17 protein-coding genes are annotated in these 21,054 nt (G+C 64.9%); 16 read left to right on the forward strand and 1 reads right to left on the reverse strand.

Annotation, left to right across the window (positions count from 1 at the left end):
* Positions 1-290: 290 nt before the first annotated feature.
* The 6 genes from P2869_RS20960 to P2869_RS20985 all read left to right on the forward strand — a co-directional run bounded on the left by P2869_RS20960 (position 291) and on the right by P2869_RS20985 (position 5,661).
* A complete protein-coding gene (locus tag P2869_RS20960) occupies positions 291-959 on the forward strand; it encodes a haloacid dehalogenase type II (protein ID WP_017777373.1) in 669 nt (222 codons plus the stop codon).
* 88 nt (positions 960-1,047) lie between these two features.
* Entirely contained in the window at positions 1,048-2,325 is a 1,278-nt protein-coding gene (locus tag P2869_RS20965) for an FAD-binding oxidoreductase (protein ID WP_277599427.1), read from the forward strand.
* Positions 2,326-2,355: 30 nt separating this feature from the next.
* Positions 2,356-2,664, forward strand: coding sequence for a (2Fe-2S)-binding protein (locus P2869_RS20970; protein WP_017777375.1), 309 nt, complete (start codon positions 2,356-2,358; stop codon positions 2,662-2,664).
* Positions 2,646-4,091, forward strand: a complete 1,446-nt coding sequence (locus P2869_RS20975; RefSeq protein ID WP_277599428.1) for an FAD/NAD(P)-binding oxidoreductase — start codon at positions 2,646-2,648, stop codon at positions 4,089-4,091. Before P2869_RS20970 ends, P2869_RS20975 begins: the two co-directional genes overlap by 19 nt.
* Positions 4,088-5,290 (forward strand): FAD-binding oxidoreductase, encoded by a 1,203-nt coding sequence (locus P2869_RS20980; protein WP_277599429.1) that lies wholly within the window; start codon positions 4,088-4,090, stop codon positions 5,288-5,290. Before P2869_RS20975 ends, P2869_RS20980 begins: the two co-directional genes overlap by 4 nt.
* Positions 5,291-5,298: 8 nt before the next feature.
* Positions 5,299-5,661, forward strand: a complete 363-nt coding sequence (locus tag P2869_RS20985) for an AraC family transcriptional regulator (protein ID WP_017777378.1) — start codon at positions 5,299-5,301, stop codon at positions 5,659-5,661.
* Positions 5,662-5,731: 70 nt separating this feature from the next.
* Here the strand turns inward: P2869_RS20985 and P2869_RS20990 are convergent, their stop codons facing one another.
* On the reverse strand, positions 5,732-6,520 hold the full coding sequence (locus P2869_RS20990) for an aldolase (RefSeq protein ID WP_277599913.1): 789 nt from the start codon (positions 6,518-6,520) through the stop codon (positions 5,732-5,734).
* 391 nt (positions 6,521-6,911) lie between these two features.
* Between P2869_RS20990 and P2869_RS20995 the strand changes: the two genes are divergently transcribed.
* From P2869_RS20995 to P2869_RS21040, 10 genes are all read left to right on the forward strand, one after another.
* Positions 6,912-8,006: an HlyD family secretion protein gene (locus P2869_RS20995; RefSeq protein ID WP_277599430.1), complete on the forward strand. Its 1,095-nt coding sequence runs from the start codon at positions 6,912-6,914 to the stop codon at positions 8,004-8,006.
* A gap of 24 nt (positions 8,007-8,030) precedes the next feature.
* Positions 8,031-9,605, forward strand: coding sequence for a DHA2 family efflux MFS transporter permease subunit (locus tag P2869_RS21000; protein ID WP_277599431.1), 1,575 nt, complete (start codon positions 8,031-8,033; stop codon positions 9,603-9,605).
* 11 nt (positions 9,606-9,616) lie between these two features.
* The gene (locus P2869_RS21005) at positions 9,617-11,098 is read left to right on the forward strand and encodes an efflux transporter outer membrane subunit (protein ID WP_277599432.1); all 1,482 of its coding nucleotides are present in this window, start codon (positions 9,617-9,619) and stop codon (positions 11,096-11,098) included.
* A gap of 14 nt (positions 11,099-11,112) precedes the next feature.
* Positions 11,113-11,547 (forward strand): MarR family winged helix-turn-helix transcriptional regulator, encoded by a 435-nt coding sequence (locus P2869_RS21010; RefSeq protein WP_277599433.1) that lies wholly within the window; start codon positions 11,113-11,115, stop codon positions 11,545-11,547.
* Positions 11,548-11,693: 146 nt separating this feature from the next.
* Positions 11,694-13,709 (forward strand): amylo-alpha-1,6-glucosidase, encoded by a 2,016-nt coding sequence (locus P2869_RS21015; protein WP_277599434.1) that lies wholly within the window; start codon positions 11,694-11,696, stop codon positions 13,707-13,709.
* Positions 13,710-13,759: 50 nt separating this feature from the next.
* Positions 13,760-16,486 (forward strand): glucosidase, encoded by a 2,727-nt coding sequence (locus P2869_RS21020; protein ID WP_277599435.1) that lies wholly within the window; start codon positions 13,760-13,762, stop codon positions 16,484-16,486.
* A gap of 419 nt (positions 16,487-16,905) precedes the next feature.
* Positions 16,906-18,336, forward strand: a complete 1,431-nt coding sequence (locus tag P2869_RS21025; RefSeq protein WP_277599436.1) for a hypothetical protein — start codon at positions 16,906-16,908, stop codon at positions 18,334-18,336.
* Between the two features lie 159 nt (positions 18,337-18,495).
* Positions 18,496-18,786 (forward strand): EF-hand domain-containing protein, encoded by a 291-nt coding sequence (locus P2869_RS21030; protein WP_277599437.1) that lies wholly within the window; start codon positions 18,496-18,498, stop codon positions 18,784-18,786.
* 131 nt (positions 18,787-18,917) lie between these two features.
* Positions 18,918-19,631, forward strand: coding sequence for a response regulator (locus P2869_RS21035; RefSeq protein WP_277599438.1), 714 nt, complete (start codon positions 18,918-18,920; stop codon positions 19,629-19,631).
* 20 nt (positions 19,632-19,651) lie between these two features.
* The gene (locus P2869_RS21040) at positions 19,652-21,022 is read left to right on the forward strand and encodes an ATP-binding protein (RefSeq protein WP_277599914.1); all 1,371 of its coding nucleotides are present in this window, start codon (positions 19,652-19,654) and stop codon (positions 21,020-21,022) included.
* The last annotated feature ends 32 nt before the right edge of the window (positions 21,023-21,054 follow it).

The raw sequence follows: 21,054 nt of genomic DNA on the forward strand, positions 1-21,054 counted from the left end.
TGAAAACCCTGACGGAGCCGCCCGCAGCAGGCCACCAGCGGGCGTAACGCTGCCGTCTTCCATACGCCGCGACGCCGTGTGCGACCTTCGCATAGCAGGCTTCCGCGAGCCGCCGGAGCGCACCGCATACTCTGCTGTACAGCCGCAGAAAAACGACGGATTGTGTGTTCGCGGAAGGCCAATACACGACAACCCGCATTTTTTGCGGTGATGTAATTCATTCCAGCAAGAACGACCGTCGCCCTTCACCGGCGCGCCATCGACACACCTTGACCACCACAGGACCCGCCATGACCCGCTTCCGACCGAAATACATCACGTTTGACTGCTACGGTACGCTGACCCGCTTCCGCATGGGCGATATGGCGCGCGAGATCTTCGCCGGCCGCGTGGCGCCGGAACAGATGGAGCAGTTCGTGCGCGACTTCGCCGCGTATCGTCTGGATGAAGTGCTGGGTGCGTGGAAGCCGTATCAGGAAGTGGTGAAGAACGCGGTGCGCCGCACGCTCAAGCGCTGGAACCTTGCTTATGACGACGCCGAGGCCCAGCGCTTCTACGACGCAGTGCCGACGTGGGGCCCGCATGCCGATGTGCCTGAAGGGCTCTCGAAGGTGGCGAAGGAGTTCCCGCTCGTGATTCTTTCGAACGCCTCGAACGACCAGATTCACAGCAACGTCGAAAAACTCGGCGCGCCGTTCCATCGCGTGTTCACGGCGCAGCAGGCGCAGGCCTACAAACCGCGTCTGCAGGCGTTCGAATACATGCTGGACAACCTGGGCTGCGGGCCGGAAGACATCCTGCACGTGTCGTCGAGCCTGCGCTACGACCTCATGTCCGCGAACGATCTCGGCGTGAAGAACAAGGTGTTCGTCTCGCGCGGTCACGAGCCTTCCACGCCGTATTACAACTATCACGAGATCAAGGACATCGGCGGGCTGCCTGGCGTCGTCGGTCTGTAAGTGTCGGCCGGCCGCGTGTTGTGCGGCCGCAAGCGTCAAGCATGAAGTTCGTGAACGACTGCCCGCTCCGCGCGAGCGAAGGACCGCGATGAAGTTCGAATCGTACTGGCTCGATACCCGTCCGCCATTCCGGCACGGCGACCCGGGGCCCGTGGAAGGATCGGCCGAGGCGGTTGTGATCGGCGGCGGGTTCACGGGTTTGTCGGCGGCGCTCGCGCTCGCGAAGAAGGGCGTGCCCGTGACGGTGCTGGAAGCGGGCAGTGTGGCGAGCGAGGCGTCGGGGCGCAACGGCGGGCAGTGCAATACGGGCCTCGCGCACGACTATGCGACGCTCGCGGAACGCATCGGCCGCGAGCGGGCGCTCGGTTTCTATCGCGCCTATGAGAGCGCCGTGCAATCGGTGCGCACGATCGTTGCCGAAGAGCAGATCGATTGCGACTTCGTGGGCGGCGGCAAGATCAAGCTGGCCGCGAAGCCGCAGCACTTCGCGAAGCTCGAGAAGACCTACGAAACGCTGGTGCGCGACGTTGATCGGGATATCGAACTGATTGCGCCAGAACGCATTCGCGACGAAGTGGGATCGAACGGCTTCTTCGGCGGACTCGTACAGCGCAACGGCGCGCAGATGCATATGGGCAAGTTCGGCGTGGGGCTGGCCGAAGCGGCGGTGAAGCGCGGCGCGCGCATCTTCGAACAGGCGCCGGTGACGGCGCTCAAGCCGCTGGGCGGCGAGCGTTACGACGTCGTGACACCGCGCGGCACGATTCGCGCCGCACGCGTGCTGGTGGCGACGGGCGCTTCGCGCGTCGGGCCGCTTCAGTGGTTTCGCCGCCGCATCGCGCCGGTGGGCAGCTTCATCGTCGTGACGGAGCCGCTCGGCAAGGACCGGCTCGATGCGTTGCTGCCCACGCGGCGCGCGTACGTCACCACGCTCAACATCGGCAACTACTTTCGTGCGACGGCGGACACCCGTCTGCTGTTCGGCGGCCGCGCGCGCTTCGCGATGTCGAACCCGCGCTCGGACGAAAAGAGCGGCCGCATTCTGCGCGCAAGCCTCGCGCATTATTTCCCGCAACTCGCCGACGTGCGCCTCGACTATTGCTGGGGCGGCCTCGTCGATATGACGGCGGACCGCCTGCCGCGCGCGGGCCAGCACGAAGGCCTTTTCTACTCGATGGGCTATAGCGGCCACGGCGTGCAGATGTCGGTGCACATGGGCCGCGTAATGGCCGACGTGATGTTCGGCGCAGCGTCGCGCAATCCGTGGGGCGAACTCGCATGGCCCGCCATTCCAGGCCACTTCGGCCACGCGTGGTTTCTGCCGTTCGTCGGCGCCTGGTACCGCTTTCAGGACATCATTCACTAGCCGCGCGGCATTGTGCAAAGGAGCAGCAGCATGGGCGGACGATTTGTCCGGCTTGGCGAAACGGGCCGGGAAAAAGTGAAGCTACGCATCAATGGTGCCGACGTGGAGGCGCTTGCCGGCGACACGTTGCTCGTGGCGATGCTCTGCACCGTGGACCACGTGCGCCAGTCCGAATTCGGCGACGAGACACGTGCGGGTTTTTGCCTGATGGGCGCATGCCAGGATTGCTGGGTTTGGACGGAAACCGGCGAACGCCTGCGTGCCTGCACGACGGAAGTGCGCGAAGGCATGCAGATCGTGACCACACAACCGGAGGTGCAATGGGCCAACCTCGTGTAATCGTCGTGGGCGCCGGCCCGGCCGGTGTGCGCTGCGTCGAGACACTGCTCGCAGCGGGCATTGCCCCCATCGTGATCGACGAAGGCCGCCGCGACGGTGGTCAGATCTATCGGCGGCAGCCCGAGAACTTCGGGCGTCCTTATGAAAAGCTCTACGGCACCGAGGCGAGCCGCGCTTCGAATCTGCACGCGGCCTTCGAGCGTGTGCGCGCACAGGTCGATTACCGGTCCGACACACTCGCGTGGAACGTGAGCGAGGGGCGCCTGTACGTGCTGCATCGCGGCCAGTCGCACGCGCTGCCTTATGACGTGCTCGTGCTGTGCCCCGGCGCGACGGACCGGCTGATGCCGGTGAAAGGCTGGCAACGCGCGGGCACCTATAGTCTTGGCGCATCGCAGATCGCCCTGAAGGCACAGGCATGTTCGATTGGACACAACGTCGTGTTCATGGGATCGGGACCGTTGCTGTATCTGGTCGCGAATCAGTATGTGCGGGCCGGCGCGCGCGTGGCTGCGGTGCTGGACACGTCGCCCGCCGCCGCGCGGCTGCGGGCGCTGCCCAAACTGCTCGCGCGACCCGATGTGCTGAAGAAGGGCGCGGCGCTCGTGTCCGGGCTGAAGAAGGCTGGCGTGCAGGTAGAACACGGCATCGAGCCGCTCGAAATTCTGGGTACCGACAGCCGGGGCGTGGAGGGCATTCAGTATCGCGATGCGAAGGGCGAGGTGCGCCAGATGGCGTGCGACGCCGTGGCGCTCGGCTACCACCTGCGTCCCGAAACACAGTTGGCCGACCTTGCACGTTGCGCGTTCCGCTTCGATGAAAGCACTCACCAGTGGCTACCGCAGATCGACGAACTGGGGCGCAGCTCGCAGGCGGGCGTCTATCTGGCGGGCGACGGCGTTCGCGTTCTGGGCGCCGACGGCGCGGAACTGGCGGGGCGGCTCGCCGCATACGCGGTGTTGAGCGATCTGGGTCATACGGTATCCGAAGCAACGCTGGCGCCGCTCAAGGCGCAACAGCGCAAGATGGATCGCTTCCGCCAGGGCCTGGCTCAAGCCTTTCCGTGGCCCGCCGCGCAGGCGGCGCGCCTTTCCGACGAGACCATTGCATGCCGTTGCGAAGGCATCACGGTGGGCGAACTGCGGCGCGTCATCAAGAACGAAGGCGCGTGCGAAGCGAACCGTGCGAAGGCATTCAGCCGCGTGGGCATGGGCCGCTGCCAGGGGCGCTACTGCGGGCACGCCGCAGCCGAGATCATTGCCGCTGCCGCAGGCGTGCCGCTCGAACAGGTGGGACGGCTGCGCGGCCAGGCACCCGTGAAGCCGCTTGCCATATCGACGATGGAAATCACGACGGACGTTCACGACGACAGTCCCGCTGCGTCTGCGGCGACACGCGCCAAGGGCGTCACGGAGGTTCACGAATGAAGCGCGCTGAAGCCGATGTGGTGATTGTGGGCGGCGGCATCATGGGCGCGGCCACCGCGTTTTTCCTGCGTCGCCGCGGGCATTCCGTCATCCTGATCGAACGCGGTCTGATCGGACAGCAGGCAAGCGGAACGAACTTCGGCAACGTGCGTCGGCAAGGGCGCTTTCTGCCGCAACTGCCGCTCGCGAACCGTTCCCGCGAAATCTGGGGCAAGCTGCCCGCGCTCATCAATCACGACGCGGAGTTTTTGCCGTCGGGACATATTCGCGTCTGTTATCGCGAAGAACAGGCGCATACGCTCGAAACCTACGCCAGGGACGCGAGCCAGTACGGCCTCATGCTCGACGTCATGCGGGGCGCGCAGATGCGTTCGCGCTTTCCTTTCCTTGGACCCGAAGTGCTGGCGGCGTCGTATTCGGCGACGGACGGCCATGCGAATCCCCGTCTCGCCGCGCCCGCATTCGGACGTGCGGCTGCACGGCTCGGCGCGCAGATCGAAGAGAACACCGAGATCGCAACCGTCGAAAAAGAGGGTGCCGAGTTCCGGGCAACGGCTGTGGACGGCCGCACGTTTCATGCGCCGGTGTTGCTGGTCACGGCGGGCGCATGGGGCAGCACGCTCAGCGAGCAATTCGGCGAGCCGGTACCGCTTGCCGTGCATGGTCCGCAAATGGCCGTGACCGAGCCCTTGCAGTACGGCATTCGGCCCGTGGTGGGCGTGTCGTCGCCGCTGCTCGAAGAGGTGGTGTATTTCCGCCAGATCGAGCGCGGCAACATCGTGTTCGGCGGTTGCGCGCGCGGGCCCGCATACCCCGACCTGCGCCGCGCGTACGTGTTGCCGGAGAGCACGCTGCTGCAGTTTCGTCAGTTGCAGCGCCTCGCGCCCGCGCTCGCTCGGCTCAACATCATTCGCGTATGGAGCGGTATCGAAGGCTATGTCTCGGACGATCTGCCGGTGATGGGTGCGAGCGGCAAGGTAAGCGGCCTTTACTATGCATTCGGTTTTTCGGGCCACGGCTTTCAGCTTGGACCGGGCGTGGGCGACACCATGGCCGAGCTGATCGATACCGGTGCGACCACGACGCCGCTGGAGCCGTTCGACATTCGCCGCTTTGCTTCGGCCTCGCTTTCGCCCGAGCACGAGGCTGCCGTACCCGCTGGGGCCGTTGCATCCAGCGCTGCGCGGCACGCTGCATAGGAGCACGAATGGGTGCTCTCGACGATGCCGACGTCTCGGGGCGGGCGAACGGCGCCACGCAGCCTATCGAGCGTGCGATCGAGTTCATCGAGCGCTCGTTCGCGCAGCCGGTCACGCTGGCTGCACTCGCGGCTACCGCGGAACTCAGCGTGTCGCGTTTTGCGGCGCTATTTCGCGCGCAGGTGGGCATCTCGCCGCATCGGTACGTGTGCCTCGTACGCGTGCGTCATGCGCAGAAGCTGCTGCGCGGCGGCGTGCCGCCTTCGGTGGTGGCAACCGAGGTCGGCTTCTTCGATCAGAGCCACCTGGGGCGTCATTTCAAGCGCACGTTGGGCACCACCCCGGCGGCGTATCTCGCGGCAGCCGAGTAGTCAACGTCTTCGCCTCGCCTCGTGACGGCGAGCGACTCTCCTTTCCTGGCGCTCGCCCGGCCGGCAGGTGTTATCGGTCGAATGCGATGCCGCGTTCGCGCAACTGCCGCATGCCGCTTTCCAGATGCGCACGCGCGCTCGCGGCGTCGCCGGCGCGCATCTGCTCGTAGGCACGTTGTGCCACTGCTTCGGGAATGGTCTTGAGCGGCCGGTTGGTGCTCATGGCCTTGAGTTGCACCTCCGCGGCGCGTTCCAGATAGTAGAGATCGTCCCAGGCTTGTGCGATATCGGGTGCGGCCACCATCACGCCGTGGTTCTTGAGGAACAGGATGTCCGCGTCGCCCATCGCCGCGGCAATGCGGTCGCCTTCCGATTCGTCGAGAGCAAGGCCGTTGTAATGCTCGTCCACCGCGGTGCGGCCGTAGAACTTGAGCGCCGTTTGCCCCAGCCACAGCAGAGGCGGGCCTTCCAGCAGGCAAAGCGCAGTGGCGTTCGGCATGTGCGTGTGAAACGCGGCTTTCACGCGCGGCATCAGCCGGTGCAGCCGTGCGTGGATGTAGAAGGCCGTGGCTTCGGGCTTGCCTTCGCCTGCTATGACGTTGCCGTCGAAGTCGCAGACGAGCAGACGCGACGCCGTGATCTCGCTGAACGCGTAGCCGTAAGGGTTGACGAAGAAGAGGTCGTCGTGGCCGGGCACGACAGCGGAGAAGTGATTGCAGACGCCTTCCTCGAAGCCGTTGAGTGCCGCAAGCCGGAAGCACGCGGCGAGTTCGATGCGGGCCTGCATGATGGCGTCCGAGTCGAGACGTTGGCGGCGCGAGGCTGCGGCGCAAGGCGAGGTGGTGAGCGTGTGAGCCATGTTGGGCGTAATGAGATCGGCGGGTAAGCGGCTGGAGAAGAGGGCGATTGTCGCGAACATGATCTTCGCGCGGCAACGTGGTGTCGTCCAGTGACGAATCCATTAAGTATTCCGCGAAGAGCGACGAAAGGCGTTCGTCAGGAAGGGTTTGCCGCGTGGCGGCCTCCCTTTCTTATCTGAATTGCAACAATCAATTTCGTCTTGCTTCGCTTGTGCGAGTGCATACGCACAGGCAATATGTCGCGACCGATCTGGAACGTGTGGCTGCTGTTTCCAGTAGGCGCCGCGGCCACGTTGCGATGGTTTGCGCTACGTCTTGCATCGTGCCGTTACGCACCATCGGCCGGTTGCCGCTCTCCTTCACCCTTTAGAGTGCATAAGCACAGATACCATGAGTACGACATCTGCTCAAACTCCCGCAGTCGCCGGCGCCCTGCCGGAGGCTCGTGTTCGTACCATTCCGTGGATGCTGCTCGCCGTAGCCGGCGTGGTGCTCGCGGTATGTGCCGCGCTTGCCTACTGGTTCGCCGTGGGCCGCTGGGTGGAGTCCACGGACGACGCCTACGTAGGCGGCAACGTCACTGTCATCGCACCGAAGGTGACGGGCTTCGTGGACCAGGTGCTGGTGCAGGACAACCAGTACGTGAGGGCCAACCAGGTGCTGATTCGCCTCGATTCGCGCGACTACGATGCGAAGCTTGCACAGGCAGTTGCGGAAGTGAACAGCGCCGAGGCGGCTGTGAACGAACTGAAAGCGAAGCGCGCGCTTCAGCTTGCCGTGATCAACCAGCAGGCGGCCGGCGTGACGGCGGCCCATGCGGAACTGGTGCGTACGAACGCAGATCAGGCGCGTTACCGGCAACTCGTGAAAGACGACGCGGTTTCGAATCAGCTTGTGGAGCAGGCCGATGCGTCGTTTGCCAAGGCCAAAGCCGCGGTCGAAGGTAGCGATGCATCGCTGCTCGCGGCGAAACAGCAGCTCACCGTGCTCGACGCGCAGATTGCCGACGCCGAGGCGCGCGTCGCGAAAGCGCAGGCCGAGCAGCGCTATGCGCAGCTCAACATCGACTACACGACGATACGTTCGCCTGTAGACGGCTACGTGGGCAACCGCACCGCACGAGTCGGCCTGCTTGCTTCGGCAGGTACGTCGATGCTCACGGTGGTGCCCGCGCATGACCTGTGGGTCGATGCCAATTTCAAGGAAGACCAGTTGAGGAGGATGCACGACGGCGACCCGGTCGAAGTCACGCTGGACGCTCATGCGGGCACGATACGCGGCACCGTGCAAAGCATTGCGCCGGCTACGGGCGCGACCTTTAGCGTGCTGCCGCCCGAGAACGCCACCGGCAACTTTACGAAGATCGTGCAGCGCGTGCCCGTACGCGTCGTGCTCGACGTGCCGAAAGAGGCCCACTACCTGCGTCCGGGGCTCTCGGCGACGGTGCGCGTGCATCTCGCAGGCGCGCGTCAGCGCAACGGCTAAGCCCACGAGCGCGGAGACAGCATCATGACCTCACCTGTTCCCGTCAATCCGATGGACCTGCCGCTGCGCACCAAAGTCACGGCGTTCGCATTGATGTGCCTCGGCTTCTTCATGGCGACGCTCGACATCCAGATCGTCGCGTCATCGCTGAGAGATATAGGCGGTGGCCTGTCCGCGAGTCAGGACGAACTCTCCTGGATTCAGACGGCGTATCTGATTGCCGAGATCATCGTGATCCCCATGTCTGGTTGGCTCACGCGAGTGTTCTCCACGCGCTGGCTGTTTGCCGCTTCCGCATTGGGCTTCACGATTGCCAGCATGCTGTGCGGGATGGCGTGGGACATCAACTCGGAGATCCTGTTCCGTGCGCTGCAAGGCGCGCTTGGTGCCGCGATGATCCCCACTGTTTTCACGACCGCGTTCGTGCTGTTTCCCGGCAAGCAGCGCGCGCTGGCGGCCACCACCATTGGGGCACTGGCCACGCTCGCACCGGCCATTGGGCCCGTGATAGGCGGCTGGATCACCGACCAGTGGTCGTGGCACTGGCTGTTCTATCTCAACGTGGTGCCCGGCATTGCCGTGACGGTGCTCGTGCCGAAGTTCGTGCGTATCGATGAAGCGGACCTGAGCCTGCTGAAGAAGGGCGACTACCTCGGCATTCTGTTGATGTCGGGCTTTCTGGGATGCCTCGAATACGTGCTGGAAGAAGGGCCGCGCAAAAACTGGCTGGGCGATACGACCATTCTTGTCTGCGTCTGGATATCGGCGATCTGCGGCTTCCTCTTCATCGTTCATGCACTCACCGCACGCGAAACGATCGTGGACCTGCGCGCGCTGCGCATCCGCAACTTCGCACTCGGCTCAACACTCTCGTTCATCACCGGCATCGGCATCTTTTGCACGGTGTTTCTCACTCCCGTGTTTCTCGCGCGCGTGCGCGGCTTCAGCTCGATGCAAACCGGCTTCGCGCTGCTTTCGGTGGGCTGTGCCCAGGTCGTGGCGCTCGTGGTCTATTCGCGGCTCTCCACGCGTATCGATCTGCGCTGGCTGAACCTGTTCGGCCTCGTGCTGTTCGGGCTCGGCTGCTATCTCTACGTGCCCGTGACGAGCGAGTGGGGCTGGAGGGAACTGCTGCTTCCGCAGGTGCTGCGCGGCATTGGTCAGCAGTTCTGCATTCCGCCCATCGTGACGATGGCGCTGGGTGCGCTGCCGCCTGTGCGTCTACGTTCGGCAAGCGGGCTCTTCAATCTGATGCGCAATCTGGGCGGCGCGATCGGCGTAGCCGTGAGCAACACCATGCTGAACGACCGGCTCAATTTTCATTACCTGCGCCTCAGCGAGCACGTCACGGACGGCCGGCCTGTCGTCGAAGCACTGCTTGCGCATACGTCGGACCAGATCGGGATGGTTGCAGGCAATGTGCTCAGCGGTCCCCAGGCCGGCCTCGCACTGCTGCACAACGTCGTGATGCGGGAGGCACTCACACTCACTTTCTCCGATGCCTACTTCGCCGTGGCGTGCTGCTTTGTCGTCGCCATCTTCTGCGCATTGTTCGTGCGGCGGCTGGACACGGCGATGCCGCCACCCGATGCTCATTGAGGTCTCCGTTCATGAAACCCCGCATCCGAACCACGCTGTTTGCTCTTGCGGCGAGCCTCGCACTCGCGGCCTGTGCCGTGCAGCCCGCCACGCACGCCGACCTTTCGCAGCAGGCGCAGCAGGTCGCGCCGCGCGAGTTCACCGTGGCCGTGCCGCCCGATACCGCTGACGCCGAGACCTGGTGGCAGCAGTTCGGCGATCCGGTCATGCACGACCTCGTGAGCACCGTGCTCGATCAGAACCTCGACCTGAAGGCGGCCGCCGAGCGCGTGCGTCAGGCGGAGGCGCAGACCACCGTGCAGCACGCGGCGCTGCTGCCCGAGCTGAACGCCAACGCCAACGCGAGCGATACGCGCATCATCGTGCCGCCGCCGCTCGGCTATGTGCGGCAGGCGGGTTTCGGTTTGTCCGCGAGCTGGAACCCGGACGTGTTTGGTGGCGAGCGTCTCGCTCTGCTCGCGTCGAGGGCGCAGACAACGGGCACGCGCGAGGCGCTGAACGAACTACGTCTCGCGCTTGCAGCCAATACCGCGGACGCGTACATCGAACTACGCTGGGCACAAAGCGAGCTGCGCATTCTTGAAGATAACGAACGAATTCGCGAGCGCACGTTGCGGCTTACGCAGGAGCGTCTGCACTACGGTCTTTCGACCCGGCTCGACGTGGCGCGCGCGCAGAACCAGCTGAGCGATCTGCAGGCGCGCATTCCGCCTGTGCAATCGAGAATCCAGCACCAGTTGAGCCTGATCGCCGTGTACACGGGACGCACGCCCGAGAGCTTGAACGCCAACGCGTTCGGCAACGGCGAGATACCGGTACCGCGCACGTCGGCGCCTTCCACGCTGCCTTCCGAAGCGCTGCTGCGTCGTCCGGACGTGCGCCTCGCCTATGCGACGGTCGAGCAGCGTGCGGCGCAGGTGGGTGCCGCGAAGGCCGAGCGGTATCCGAAGTTCTCGCTCAATCTGAGCGATGGTTTGCTCGCGGCGTCGTATCTCGGCTTGCCCACGCTCACGGACAACCTGTTCAGTGCCGCGCTCGGCGTGACGAGTCCGATCTTCAACGCGGGCCGCATCAACGCGGATATCGCGAAGCGCGAGAGCCAGATGCGCGAGTCGCAGTTGGGTCTCAATGGTGCGGTGCTCAACGCGTTGAAAGACATCGAAGACACGCGTAGCGATCTCGTGAGCGCATCTGGTGCCGTCGAGCGGCTGGGCGCCGCGCTCGGTGCATCGGGCGATGCGCTGCGTCTTTCGAACGAACTCTACAAGGGCGGAGCGTCGAGCTTTCTCGACGTGTTGACGGCGCAGGAGAGCTATCTGCGCGACGACGAGTCGCTGAACGAAGCGAAGCGGGATCACGCGCTCGCGGCGGTTGCGATGTATCGCGCGCTGGGTGGGGGCTGGCGTGTCGAAGCCGGCGGCGACGCGGTCGCGGCAAACGCACTGCGAACGGATTCGGCGGCCCTTGCCGCCGCGCACGGAGCCGCTCAATAAGCGCGCAACTCATCATGAACGACGCAGATTGCTTCGACGCATCCCACGGCTTTGCGATGCGTCGGGCCGCGCGCTATATCAGCAAGCTCTACGAGCGACACCTGAAAGCGGCGGCACTCACGCCGACGCAGTTCGCCATTCTGGGCCGCCTGAGTGGGGGCGAAAAGCTCACGTTCTGCGAACTCGCGGACACGCTGTTGCTCGACCGCACGACACTGGTGCGTGCCGCGAGTGCATTGCGCCGGGCCCGACTCGTTCGAGCCGAAGCCACCGGTGACGACGCGCGCACGCTCCACTTCGCGTTGACCGACGAGGGCAGGGCGGCGCATCGTGCAGCGCGTCCGCTCTGGGACGCCGCGCAGCAGGAACTGGAACGCGAATTTGGCCGTGAGCGCGCACAGGGCCTCAGGCGCGAACTGCTCGAACTCGCGAAACTGGGGCGACGATAGAGGATCACCGCTCGTACGTGCGTCGATCCCTTCGCGGCGCAACATCCCCACCGCGCCATCGCAGTGACACAATACCGGCTTGGCGGCTCATCGGAGGTGAAGATGCGCAGGCGTGGTCAAGTACGAGCGATAGTGGGCAGGCGGACATGACGCGCATCGACTCCCCGCACCGCAGCACGGAAGCGAGCGAGGCCGAGTGGCTCGAAGCCGACGGGCGGGGCGGCTTCGCCTCGGGCACGGCCGGTGGCGAACGGACGCGCCGCTATCACGCGCTGCTGCTTGCGGCCACGCATCCGCCGGCGGGCCGTGTCGTGCTCGTCAATGGCATCGAAGCGTGGATCGAGTCGGCGCGTGGCGGCCGTTATCCCCTTACGCGGCATCGTTACATGCCGGATCATCTGCATCCGCCCATTACGGCCGACCTGATGTCCTTCAACACCGAGCCGTGGCCCACGTGGCGCTTCTGCATCGGCGGCGGTTGGCAGGTCACGGCCGAGGTGTTCGTCGCGCACGGTGCCGGGCAAACCGTGCTGAGGTGGCGACTCGAAAGCGTGTGTGCGAGCGACGTACAACATGAGACCCAAGCCGGACATGAAGCGCTCACGTTGAAGGTGCGCCCGCTGCTTTCGGGCCGCGACTATCACGCACTGCATCACGAAAATCCGGCATTCGACTTTACGGCGCACATCGTGAGCGACTGTGTTTGCTGGCAGCCTTACCCGGATCAACCGGTTGTCGCGGCGCAGAGCAACGGCACCTATACGCACGAACCCGACTGGTATCGCAACTTCTGCTACACGCAGGAACGCGAGCGCGGGCTCGATTACAACGAGGACCTCGCCACGCCGGGCCTCTTCTCGTTCGACCTTGCACAAGGCGACGCGGTATTGATCCTGAGCGCGCAAACCGCGGCAAACGCGGAGGCAGCCGCACCAGAGGAAGCCGCACCGGAGGAAGTCGTCTCCGCCGCCGCGCTCGCGTTGCGTCTCGATGCGCTGGAGCGCGTGCGGCGCGCATCGTTTGCCGGCCGTCTGCAACGCAGCGCCGACGAATATGTGGTCGCGCGCGGCGCGGGCCGCACGATCATCGCCGGTTATCCATGGTTCACGGACTGGGGCCGCGACACGTTCATCGCAATGCGCGGCCTGTTGCTTGCGTCGGGGCGCTACGCGGAAGCGGAGTCCATCCTGCTTGGCTGGACCGAGACGATTTCCGAAGGCATGTTGCCCAACCGCTTTCCCGACGACGGCGGCGCGCCCGTCTACAACGCGGTGGACGCGTCGCTCTGGTTCGTGGTGGCCGTGCACGACTATCTACAGACGGCCCACGCCAGCAGTGCGACACGCGAGCGCCTGCAACAGGCGGTCAACACGATCGTGCAGGGCTATGCCGACGGCACGCGCTTCAATATCGCAGCCGACGACGACGGTCTCTTGCGCGCAGGTGTGCCCGGCGTGCAACTGACGTGGATGGATGCGAAGGTAGGCGACTGGGTGGTGGCGCCACGCATCGGCAAGCCCGTCGAGGTGCAGGCCCTCTGGATCAATGCATTGCGTATCGCGCTCGCCTGGGACACGCACTGGAGCGAACTCGAAACGTTGGCGAGCACCTCGTTCGCCGAGCGCTTCGTGAATCCCGCGACAGGCGCGCTTTACGACGTGATCGACGTGGACCACGAACCCGGCCGGGTTGATGCCAGTGTGCGGCCGAACCAGATATTCGCGACAGGCGGCTTGCCCCATGCCGTGATCGACGTGGTGCGGGCACGAGCCGTGGTGAGCCAGGTGGAAGCGCAATTGCTGACGCCGCTCGGCCTGCGGTCGCTCGCGCCGTGCGATCCCGCCTACGTGGGCCGCTACGAAGGCACGCTGTTGCAGCGCGATGGCGCCTATCATCAGGGAACGGTGTGGCCGTGGCTGCTCGGGCCTTTCGTGCAAGCGTGGCTGCGCGTGCAGCGCGCAGGGGGCGTGCCGGATTCGGCGAGCGTTGCCGCGGCCCGCGCACGATTTCTCACGCCGCTCTATGCTCATCTCGACGCGGCCGGGCTGGACCATGTGAGCGAAATTGCCGACGGCGACGCGCCGCATACGCCGCGCGGCGCGCCATTCCAGGCGTGGTCGCTCGGCGAATTGCTGCGTATCGAAAAGCTGCTGGGGACATGACGAACGATGGGCGCATGCGCAGCGGCGCATGGGCTCGCATCGGAGGTGCTATGTCAGCGTTACGTGCCAATCTGTTGAAAACAGCCGAAGGGTTGCGTCTGCACGGCCCCGAGCTCGATGGCTGGCGCCGTTGGGGGCCGTACCTGAGTGAGCGGCAATGGGGCACGGTGCGCGAGGACTACAGCGAGAACGGCACCGCGTGGGACTACTTTCCGCACGATCATGCGCGCAGCCGCATGTACCGCTGGGGCGAAGACGGCCTTGCGGGATTCGGCAACGACCCGCTGAACTGGTGCGTCTCGCTCGCGCTCTGGAACGGGCGCGATCCCATCATCAAGGAACGCCTGTTCGGTCTCAACAACGAAGAGGGCAATCACGGCGAGGACGTGAAGGAGCTGTACTTCTACCTGGACGGCACGCCCACGCACTCGTACATGCGCATGCTCTACAAGTACCCGCATGCGGCGTATCCGTACCAGGACCTCGTGGATGAAAACCGCAGGCGCGGCGCAGACCAGCCCGAGTACGAGATTCTGGATACAGGCGTGTTCGACGACGACCGTTACTTCGACGTCTACGTCGAATACGCGAAGCACACGCCCGACGACATGGCGATGCGCGTAACAGTGGAGAACCGCGCGGACGTCTCGGCCTCGCTGCACGTGCTGCCGCATTTCTGGGCGCGCAACCGCTGGGCATGGTCGACGAAGCACAGCAAGGCCGCGCTTACGCTGAGCCGCTACGAAGACGGCGGCGCAGGTGTGCTTGCGCAATACCCGTCGCTCGAACCGCTCGTTGTGACGGCGACGGCACCGCAGCCCATCGAGTGGATCTTCTGCGAGAACGAGACGAACGTGCGCCGTCATTTCGGCATGGAAGGCGAAGGCCCTTTCAAGGACGGCATTAACGACTACATCGTGCATGGCGACGAGCACGCCATTCGCCGCGATCGCGGCACGCGCGCGGCGGCCCACGTGTGCCTGCATCTCGAACCGCATGGGCGTGCGGTGCTGTATTTGCGCTGGCATCCGGAGGCGGCGGCCAGCACGGATCCACTCGATCTGGACGCGCTTTTCGCGCAGCGGCTTGCCGAGGCCGACGAATTCTACGCGGCGCTTCAGCACGATGTCGAAGACCCCGATGCGCGGCTCGTGCAGCGTCAGGCGCTGGCGGGCATGCTGTGGTCCAAGCAGTACTACCAGTTCGACGTGACGCGCTGGCACGATGGCGACCCAGGCCAGCCGAAGCCGCCGCGCGCCCGCCGCCACGGCCGCAACGCGGACTGGCGTCACATGTGTAATGGCGACATCGTATCGATGCCGGACAAGTGGGAGTACCCGTGGTACGCGTCGTGGGACCTCGCGTTTCATGCGGCGGCGCTCGCGCTCGTCGATCCGGACTTCGCAAAGAAGCAATTGCTGCTGCTCGTGAAAGAGCGCTACCAGCATCCCAACGGGCAACTGCCCGCATACGAATGGGCGTTCGGCGATGCCAATCCGCCGGTACACGCGTGGGCCGCGTGGCGCGTGTACGAGCTGGACCGCGAAGTCACAGGCGAGGGCGACCGCGAGTTTCTCGAACTCATCTTCCACAAGCTGCTGCTCAATTTCTCGTGGTGGGTGAACCGCAAGGACGCCGAAGGCCGCAACATTTTTCAGGGCGGTTTTCTGGGCCTCGACAACGTCGGCATATTCGACCGCTCCTCGCGGCTGCCTGCGGGTGACCGTATCGATCAGGCGGACGGCACTGCGTGGATGGCCTCGTATGCGCTGGACCTCATGCGCATCGGTCTCGAACTCGCCGTCACGAACAAGGCCTACGTGGACATTTCGGTGAAGTTCTTCGAGCACTTCCTGTACATCGCCGAAGCCATCTGCTGCAGCGAAGGGTGCAGCACCGGCCTGTGGGACGACGAAGACGAATTCTTCTACGACGTGCTGCACTTTCCCGACGGCGGGCGTATGCCGATGCGCGTGCGTTCCATCGTCGGGCTGATTCCGTTTTTTGCCGTGCACGTGCTCGAGGAACGCGTGCACGGCAAGCTGCCGGGGCTGCGCGAACGGCTCGACTGGTTTCTCGATCATCGGCCGAATCTCGCGCGCCTCGTGTCGCGCTGGACCGAACCCGGCAAGGGCAACACCACGCTGCTTTCGCTGTTGCGCGGGCATCGCATGAAAGCGCTGTTGCGGCGCACGCTCGATGAAACGGAATTTCTCTCGCGCCACGGCGTGCGTGCACTGTCGCGCGCGCATTGCGAAGCGCCCTACGTGTTCGAACACGATGGCGCGCGCTTTGGCGTGCGCTACCTGCCTGCCGAATCCGATACGCGCGTGTTCGGCGGCAACTCGAACTGGCGCGGGCCCATCTGGATGCCCGTCAACTATCTGCTGATCGAGTCGCTGTACGAGTTCTACCGCTACTACGGCGACGACTTCCGCGTGGCGTGCCCCACGGGCTCGGACACGATGCTCTCGCTGCGCGAGATTGCCGACGAACTGACACGCCGCGTGACGACGCTTTTTTTGCGCGACAAGGAAGGGCGGCGTCCCGTCATGGCCGCTTATCCGCAATTGCAGGACGATCCGCGCTCGCATGACCTCGTGCTTTTTCACGAGTACTTTCACGGCGACAACGGGCGCGGCGTAGGCGCATCGCATCAGACCGGATGGACGGGGCTCGTCGCGCTGCTGTTGCAGCCGCATCGCGTGCAGGTCTCCGGCGTATTGCCTGCGGTGGATGGACAGGCGCGTGAGGAAACCATCACGTCGGCGCGATAGCGCGCCGACGAGGTTGTTCTGTCACTCTGAAGCGCTCGTGCTAATACCGGCATCGCCTGGCTGCCGTCCGATGCGAAAAAGCGGGCCGCTTTACTGATCCATCACGAAAATACGCGTCGTTTCGTACCGCTCGACCTGCGCTGAACGCTCCGCCGCCGCAGGCGACAGGTACGTCTTACCAGTGCCCGCACGCTCCTCAAAAAAAGAACGGCAAATCCTCCTAAAGTCACACCCATCGCCGCCGTTATACAGGCCGGCGTCGGAATGTTCGCTCCGGATTTCTCCCTCCAGCAACCGTCGGCCCCAACGGTCCCCATTGGGGCGGCACGCGGCTCTCGCGTCCTCACTTCCCGAACTCTTCCTTTCTGAAGCTTGCGGCTTTCTAGCCGGTTCATTACACGTATTCAGGTATCCGTATCATGTCGTCCAGAAATGTTTTGGCGCCGCGCGAAGCACGCGGGCTTGCTATTGACGCGCCCGTGTCGCGCCGGAAATTTCTCGCGGGGCTGCTGGCGGGGGCGGGGAGCCTGACGCTCGCCGCGTGCGGAGGCGGGGGCGGCGGTGGAGGCAGCACCACGACGACCACCACCTCGAATACGAGCGGACCGAACACGACGACGAATGCAGGCACGACGGCGACCGGCGCGACGACCGCCACGGCGGGCACGTCCACGACCTCGAACAATGTCGCCACGAAACTCGCAGAATCCACGTCGGGCACCACATTGCCCCCTGCCACGCAGCTCATCGACGCGGCCGGCATGAACTGGACGATCTCGAACGGCCGCGTGATCTGCGGGCACACCAACACGCTGTGCCCCATTACGCCGAACATGTTGCTGTACTGGAACCACACGGTGTACGCGCGCAACGTTGCCGGCGTCTGGTACAAGAACCTGAACGGCGTCTGGAGCATTGCGTCGGACCCGCGCAGCGCGCCCATTTTCTACGGGCTCAACGGTCATCCGCTGCAGACCACGGGCGCGTATGCCACGCAGACACCCGCGCAACAGATCGCGATGCTCGCCGACCTGGGCGCCACGGTTTACCGGCTCGATTGCTACGGCGCTACGAGTGACGCGCAAACGCTTGCGCGCTACGCGCAGGCCGCTGCCGGCACGAGCGTCACGATTCTGCCGTGCCTCGCGTTCCATCAAGCCATGTTCACCACGACCGAACAGGACAACTACGATTGGGCGTTCCAGTGCGGCGTGAATACCGCTACCGCATTGCAGGCGTATTGCTCGATCTATGAGATCGGCAACGAGATTGACGACTACTGCTGTATCGGCGTGGGCGAAACGCCGTCCTCGTTCGACAACACACGTTTTCAGCTCGTGCGCGGCCTGCTGCGCGGCGCAGCGGACGGTATCAAGTCCGTACAGCCGGGCGCGAAGATCATCCGCGGCGGCGGCGTCACGACGCTCATCGGCTTCAACAACATGCTGTGGAACGGCACCCAGCCCGACGGCACGTGCGGCCACCCGCGGCTCACGTGGGACTACACGGGCTGGCACTGGTACGAGACGAGCGGCAATATCATCACCGCCTACGACGGTACTGCGACGCCGCTCAACATCCTGCAGAACCTGCAGCAGTACGGCGTGCCGGTGTGGATCACCGAAGTGGGCTTCAACACCGGCGACACCGATCAGGGCGCGGCCTACATTACGCAGGTTTTCAACCAGTACTTCACGGACCGCTCCGCCTACAATATCGCCGGCATCTGTTTCTATGAGATGTTCGACGTGGCGGCCGAGGGCACCTTCGGTCTGGTCAATGCGGACGGTGTGACGAAGAAGCAGGGCTACGCCGCGTACAAGAATTTTGCGAGCGCCCATCCGGTCTGAGCGATGCCGACGCACCCGGCAGCAGTGACATACCGCGACATGATTCTGTAGTCGCCTTCGTCTGCGTACGCCTCTAAGATTCGCCTGCCACTGCCCACTGCACGAGATGCCGCACGTTGCCGGCGCCGTGCCGGAGGGCAGAACGACACGGAGGAATTCATGAAACGCGTACTCGTCACGCTCGCCTTTTGCATCCTTTCCACGGCCGCGATGGCACAGACCGCCACGCCGCCCGCAGGTGGCATGCGTATGGAGCGCATGCTCCAGCAACTCCAGACCCGCTTTGCCAACGCGAACACCACCCACGACGGCAAGCTCACGCGCGAACAGGCAGCCGCCGGCATGCCCAGGGTCGCGCAGCATTTCGACGAGATCGATACGCAAAAAATGGGCTTCGTGACGCTGGCGCAGATCGAAGACTTCATGAAGCAACGTATGGCTTCACGTTGAGCGGCACCACCCCTCAAGCGTATTCGGCTCGCTGCGCTACTGGAGCGCAAACCCGGGAACACGCGGAACAGACCCGCATCGTGTCGAAGTTGATGCACAATCGCGACGAGGCACAGACCCGGAGACGCGGCATGGAGCGGGCGGAGAAGATCATCGTGCTCGACGACGAGGCGGAGTTGCGCAACATGCTGCAACGCTTCCTCGCACAGCACGGCTTTCACGTGCGGGTGGTGGCGGACAGCCGGCGCCTGGACCGTTATCTGCAGCGCGAGCCGTTCGACCTGCTCGTGCTCGATCTCATGATGGAGCCGGAAGACGGCCTCTCGGTATGCCGCCGCTTGCGCGCCGAAGGGTACACGCTGCCCATCCTCATGCTCACGGCGAAGGGCGACCCGGTGGACAGAGTGGTCGGCCTCGAGACAGGCGCCGACGATTACCTTGCAAAACCCTTCCTGCCCGGCGAACTCGTGGCCCGCATTCGCGCGTTGCTGCGCGGGCGGAAGATGGCGGCCGGCGACCCCGTCGTGGCCGCGCAGGCGCTGCGCTTCGGCGAGTTTCGCTTCGACGTCGGCCGGCAGACACTCACGCGAGGAGGGGAACCGGTGGAGGTGCATTCGGCGCAGATGCTGTTGTTGCAGGCGCTGGGGGCCTCGCCGAACCGGCCCGTGAGCCGCGAGAATCTGCTGGCCCGCGCGCGCGGCCGCGATCACGAGGCGCTGGACCGCAGCATCGATGTCCAGATTCTGCGGCTGCGCCAGATCGTGGAGAGCGATCCGTCGAAGCCGCGTTTCATTCGAACGGTGTGGGGCGTCGGCTACATGCTGGTGGCCGACATCGAATCATGACGAGCCACGTGCCGTCCGCGATGGATCAGACACCGGCGCGCAACGTGCCGCACTCGCTGTCGCCGCGTTCGCTCCTTGCGCGCAACATCGTGTTGCTGGTCGCACTCGTGGCATTCACCCAGATTTGCTCGCTCACGGTGCTGCTGCATTACGTGCAGCGTCCGCGTGTAGAACGCGCGGCGATCGCGTTTGCCGACTACGTGCAGCGTATCGACCGCACGCTCGCGCCGTTGCGGGCCGACGAAGGCCGTGCGGCGGCCGCGCGGCTGGGCGCTGTGGAAGCGCTGCCGTCCACGATCGACGACGAGCCGCGTCGCGATCCCGTCCACTTCTACCGCATGATGCAGCGCAAGGTGTTCCTCGATGCACTGAGGCGTCACCTGCCCGCCGATATGCCCGTCATCTGGCAGATCGGCAGCACACAGAAGCTGTGGATTCGCGTGCACGTGGCCGGTGCGCCGTACTGGATCACGTTGCCCCTGAACGAAGAGGCGGAAGTGAGCGGCGTGACCACGGCGCTCGCGCTTTCCATCGTGCTGGCGCTGGCTGCGGCGCTGACGGGCTATGCGATCCAGCGGCATATCAACCGGCCCTTGCGCGAACTCGCGCAGGCGGCACAGCAGTTGAGCGCGGGCGAGTCGCCCGCGCCGTTGCCGACGGACGGCCCCACCGAAATCGCCCAGATGAGCGGGGCGTTCAACCAGATGATGGAGGCGCTACGCCAGGCAGAAGCAACGCGCGCGCTGATGCTGGCCGGTGTGTCGCACGACATTCGTACGCCGCTCACGAAGCTGCGTCTTGCGCTGGCAATGAGCCCATCTGCCGACGGAAGCCGCGAAGTGGCCGACGATTCGCTCTCCGCCGCCGCGCAGCGCTACCTCGACCAGATCGACACGATCCTCCAGCAGTTCATGGACTATGCCGGCAGCGGCGAGCGAGAGATCGCACAGCCGGGCGACCTCAACGCGCTCGTCAGTCAACTGGCCGCGGATTTCGCGGGCCTCGGCCATGACTTCGAACTCTCGCTGGGCGAGGTGCCTGTGTTCGCGTTTCGCCCTGTCGGCACGATGCGAATGCTGATGAACCTCATGCAGAACGCAGTGGCGTATGGACGTACCGGCCTTGCGGTACGAACATGGACGGAGGCCGGTATGGCCTGTGTGGCCGTGGGCGATCGGGGCAAGGGCCTCGCTGCGGACGAACTCGAACAGTTGAAGGCACCGTTCAGCCGTGGCAGCAATGCACGCACGCTGTCGGGCGGCACGGGCCTGGGCCTCGCAATCGTGGAACGGATTGCGCGCCTGCATGGCGGTTCGTTGCAGTTCCGGCCGCGCGATGGCGGCGGACTGGAGGCGCTGGTGAGAATGCCGCTTCGGGTACAAACGCGTTAACTACCGACGCGCGTGCAGCGTTTCGCGCATCG

It is taken from the genome of Paraburkholderia sp. SUR17, from assembly GCF_029536165.1.
Classification (GTDB): Bacteria; Pseudomonadota; Gammaproteobacteria; order Burkholderiales; family Burkholderiaceae; genus Paraburkholderia; species Paraburkholderia kururiensis.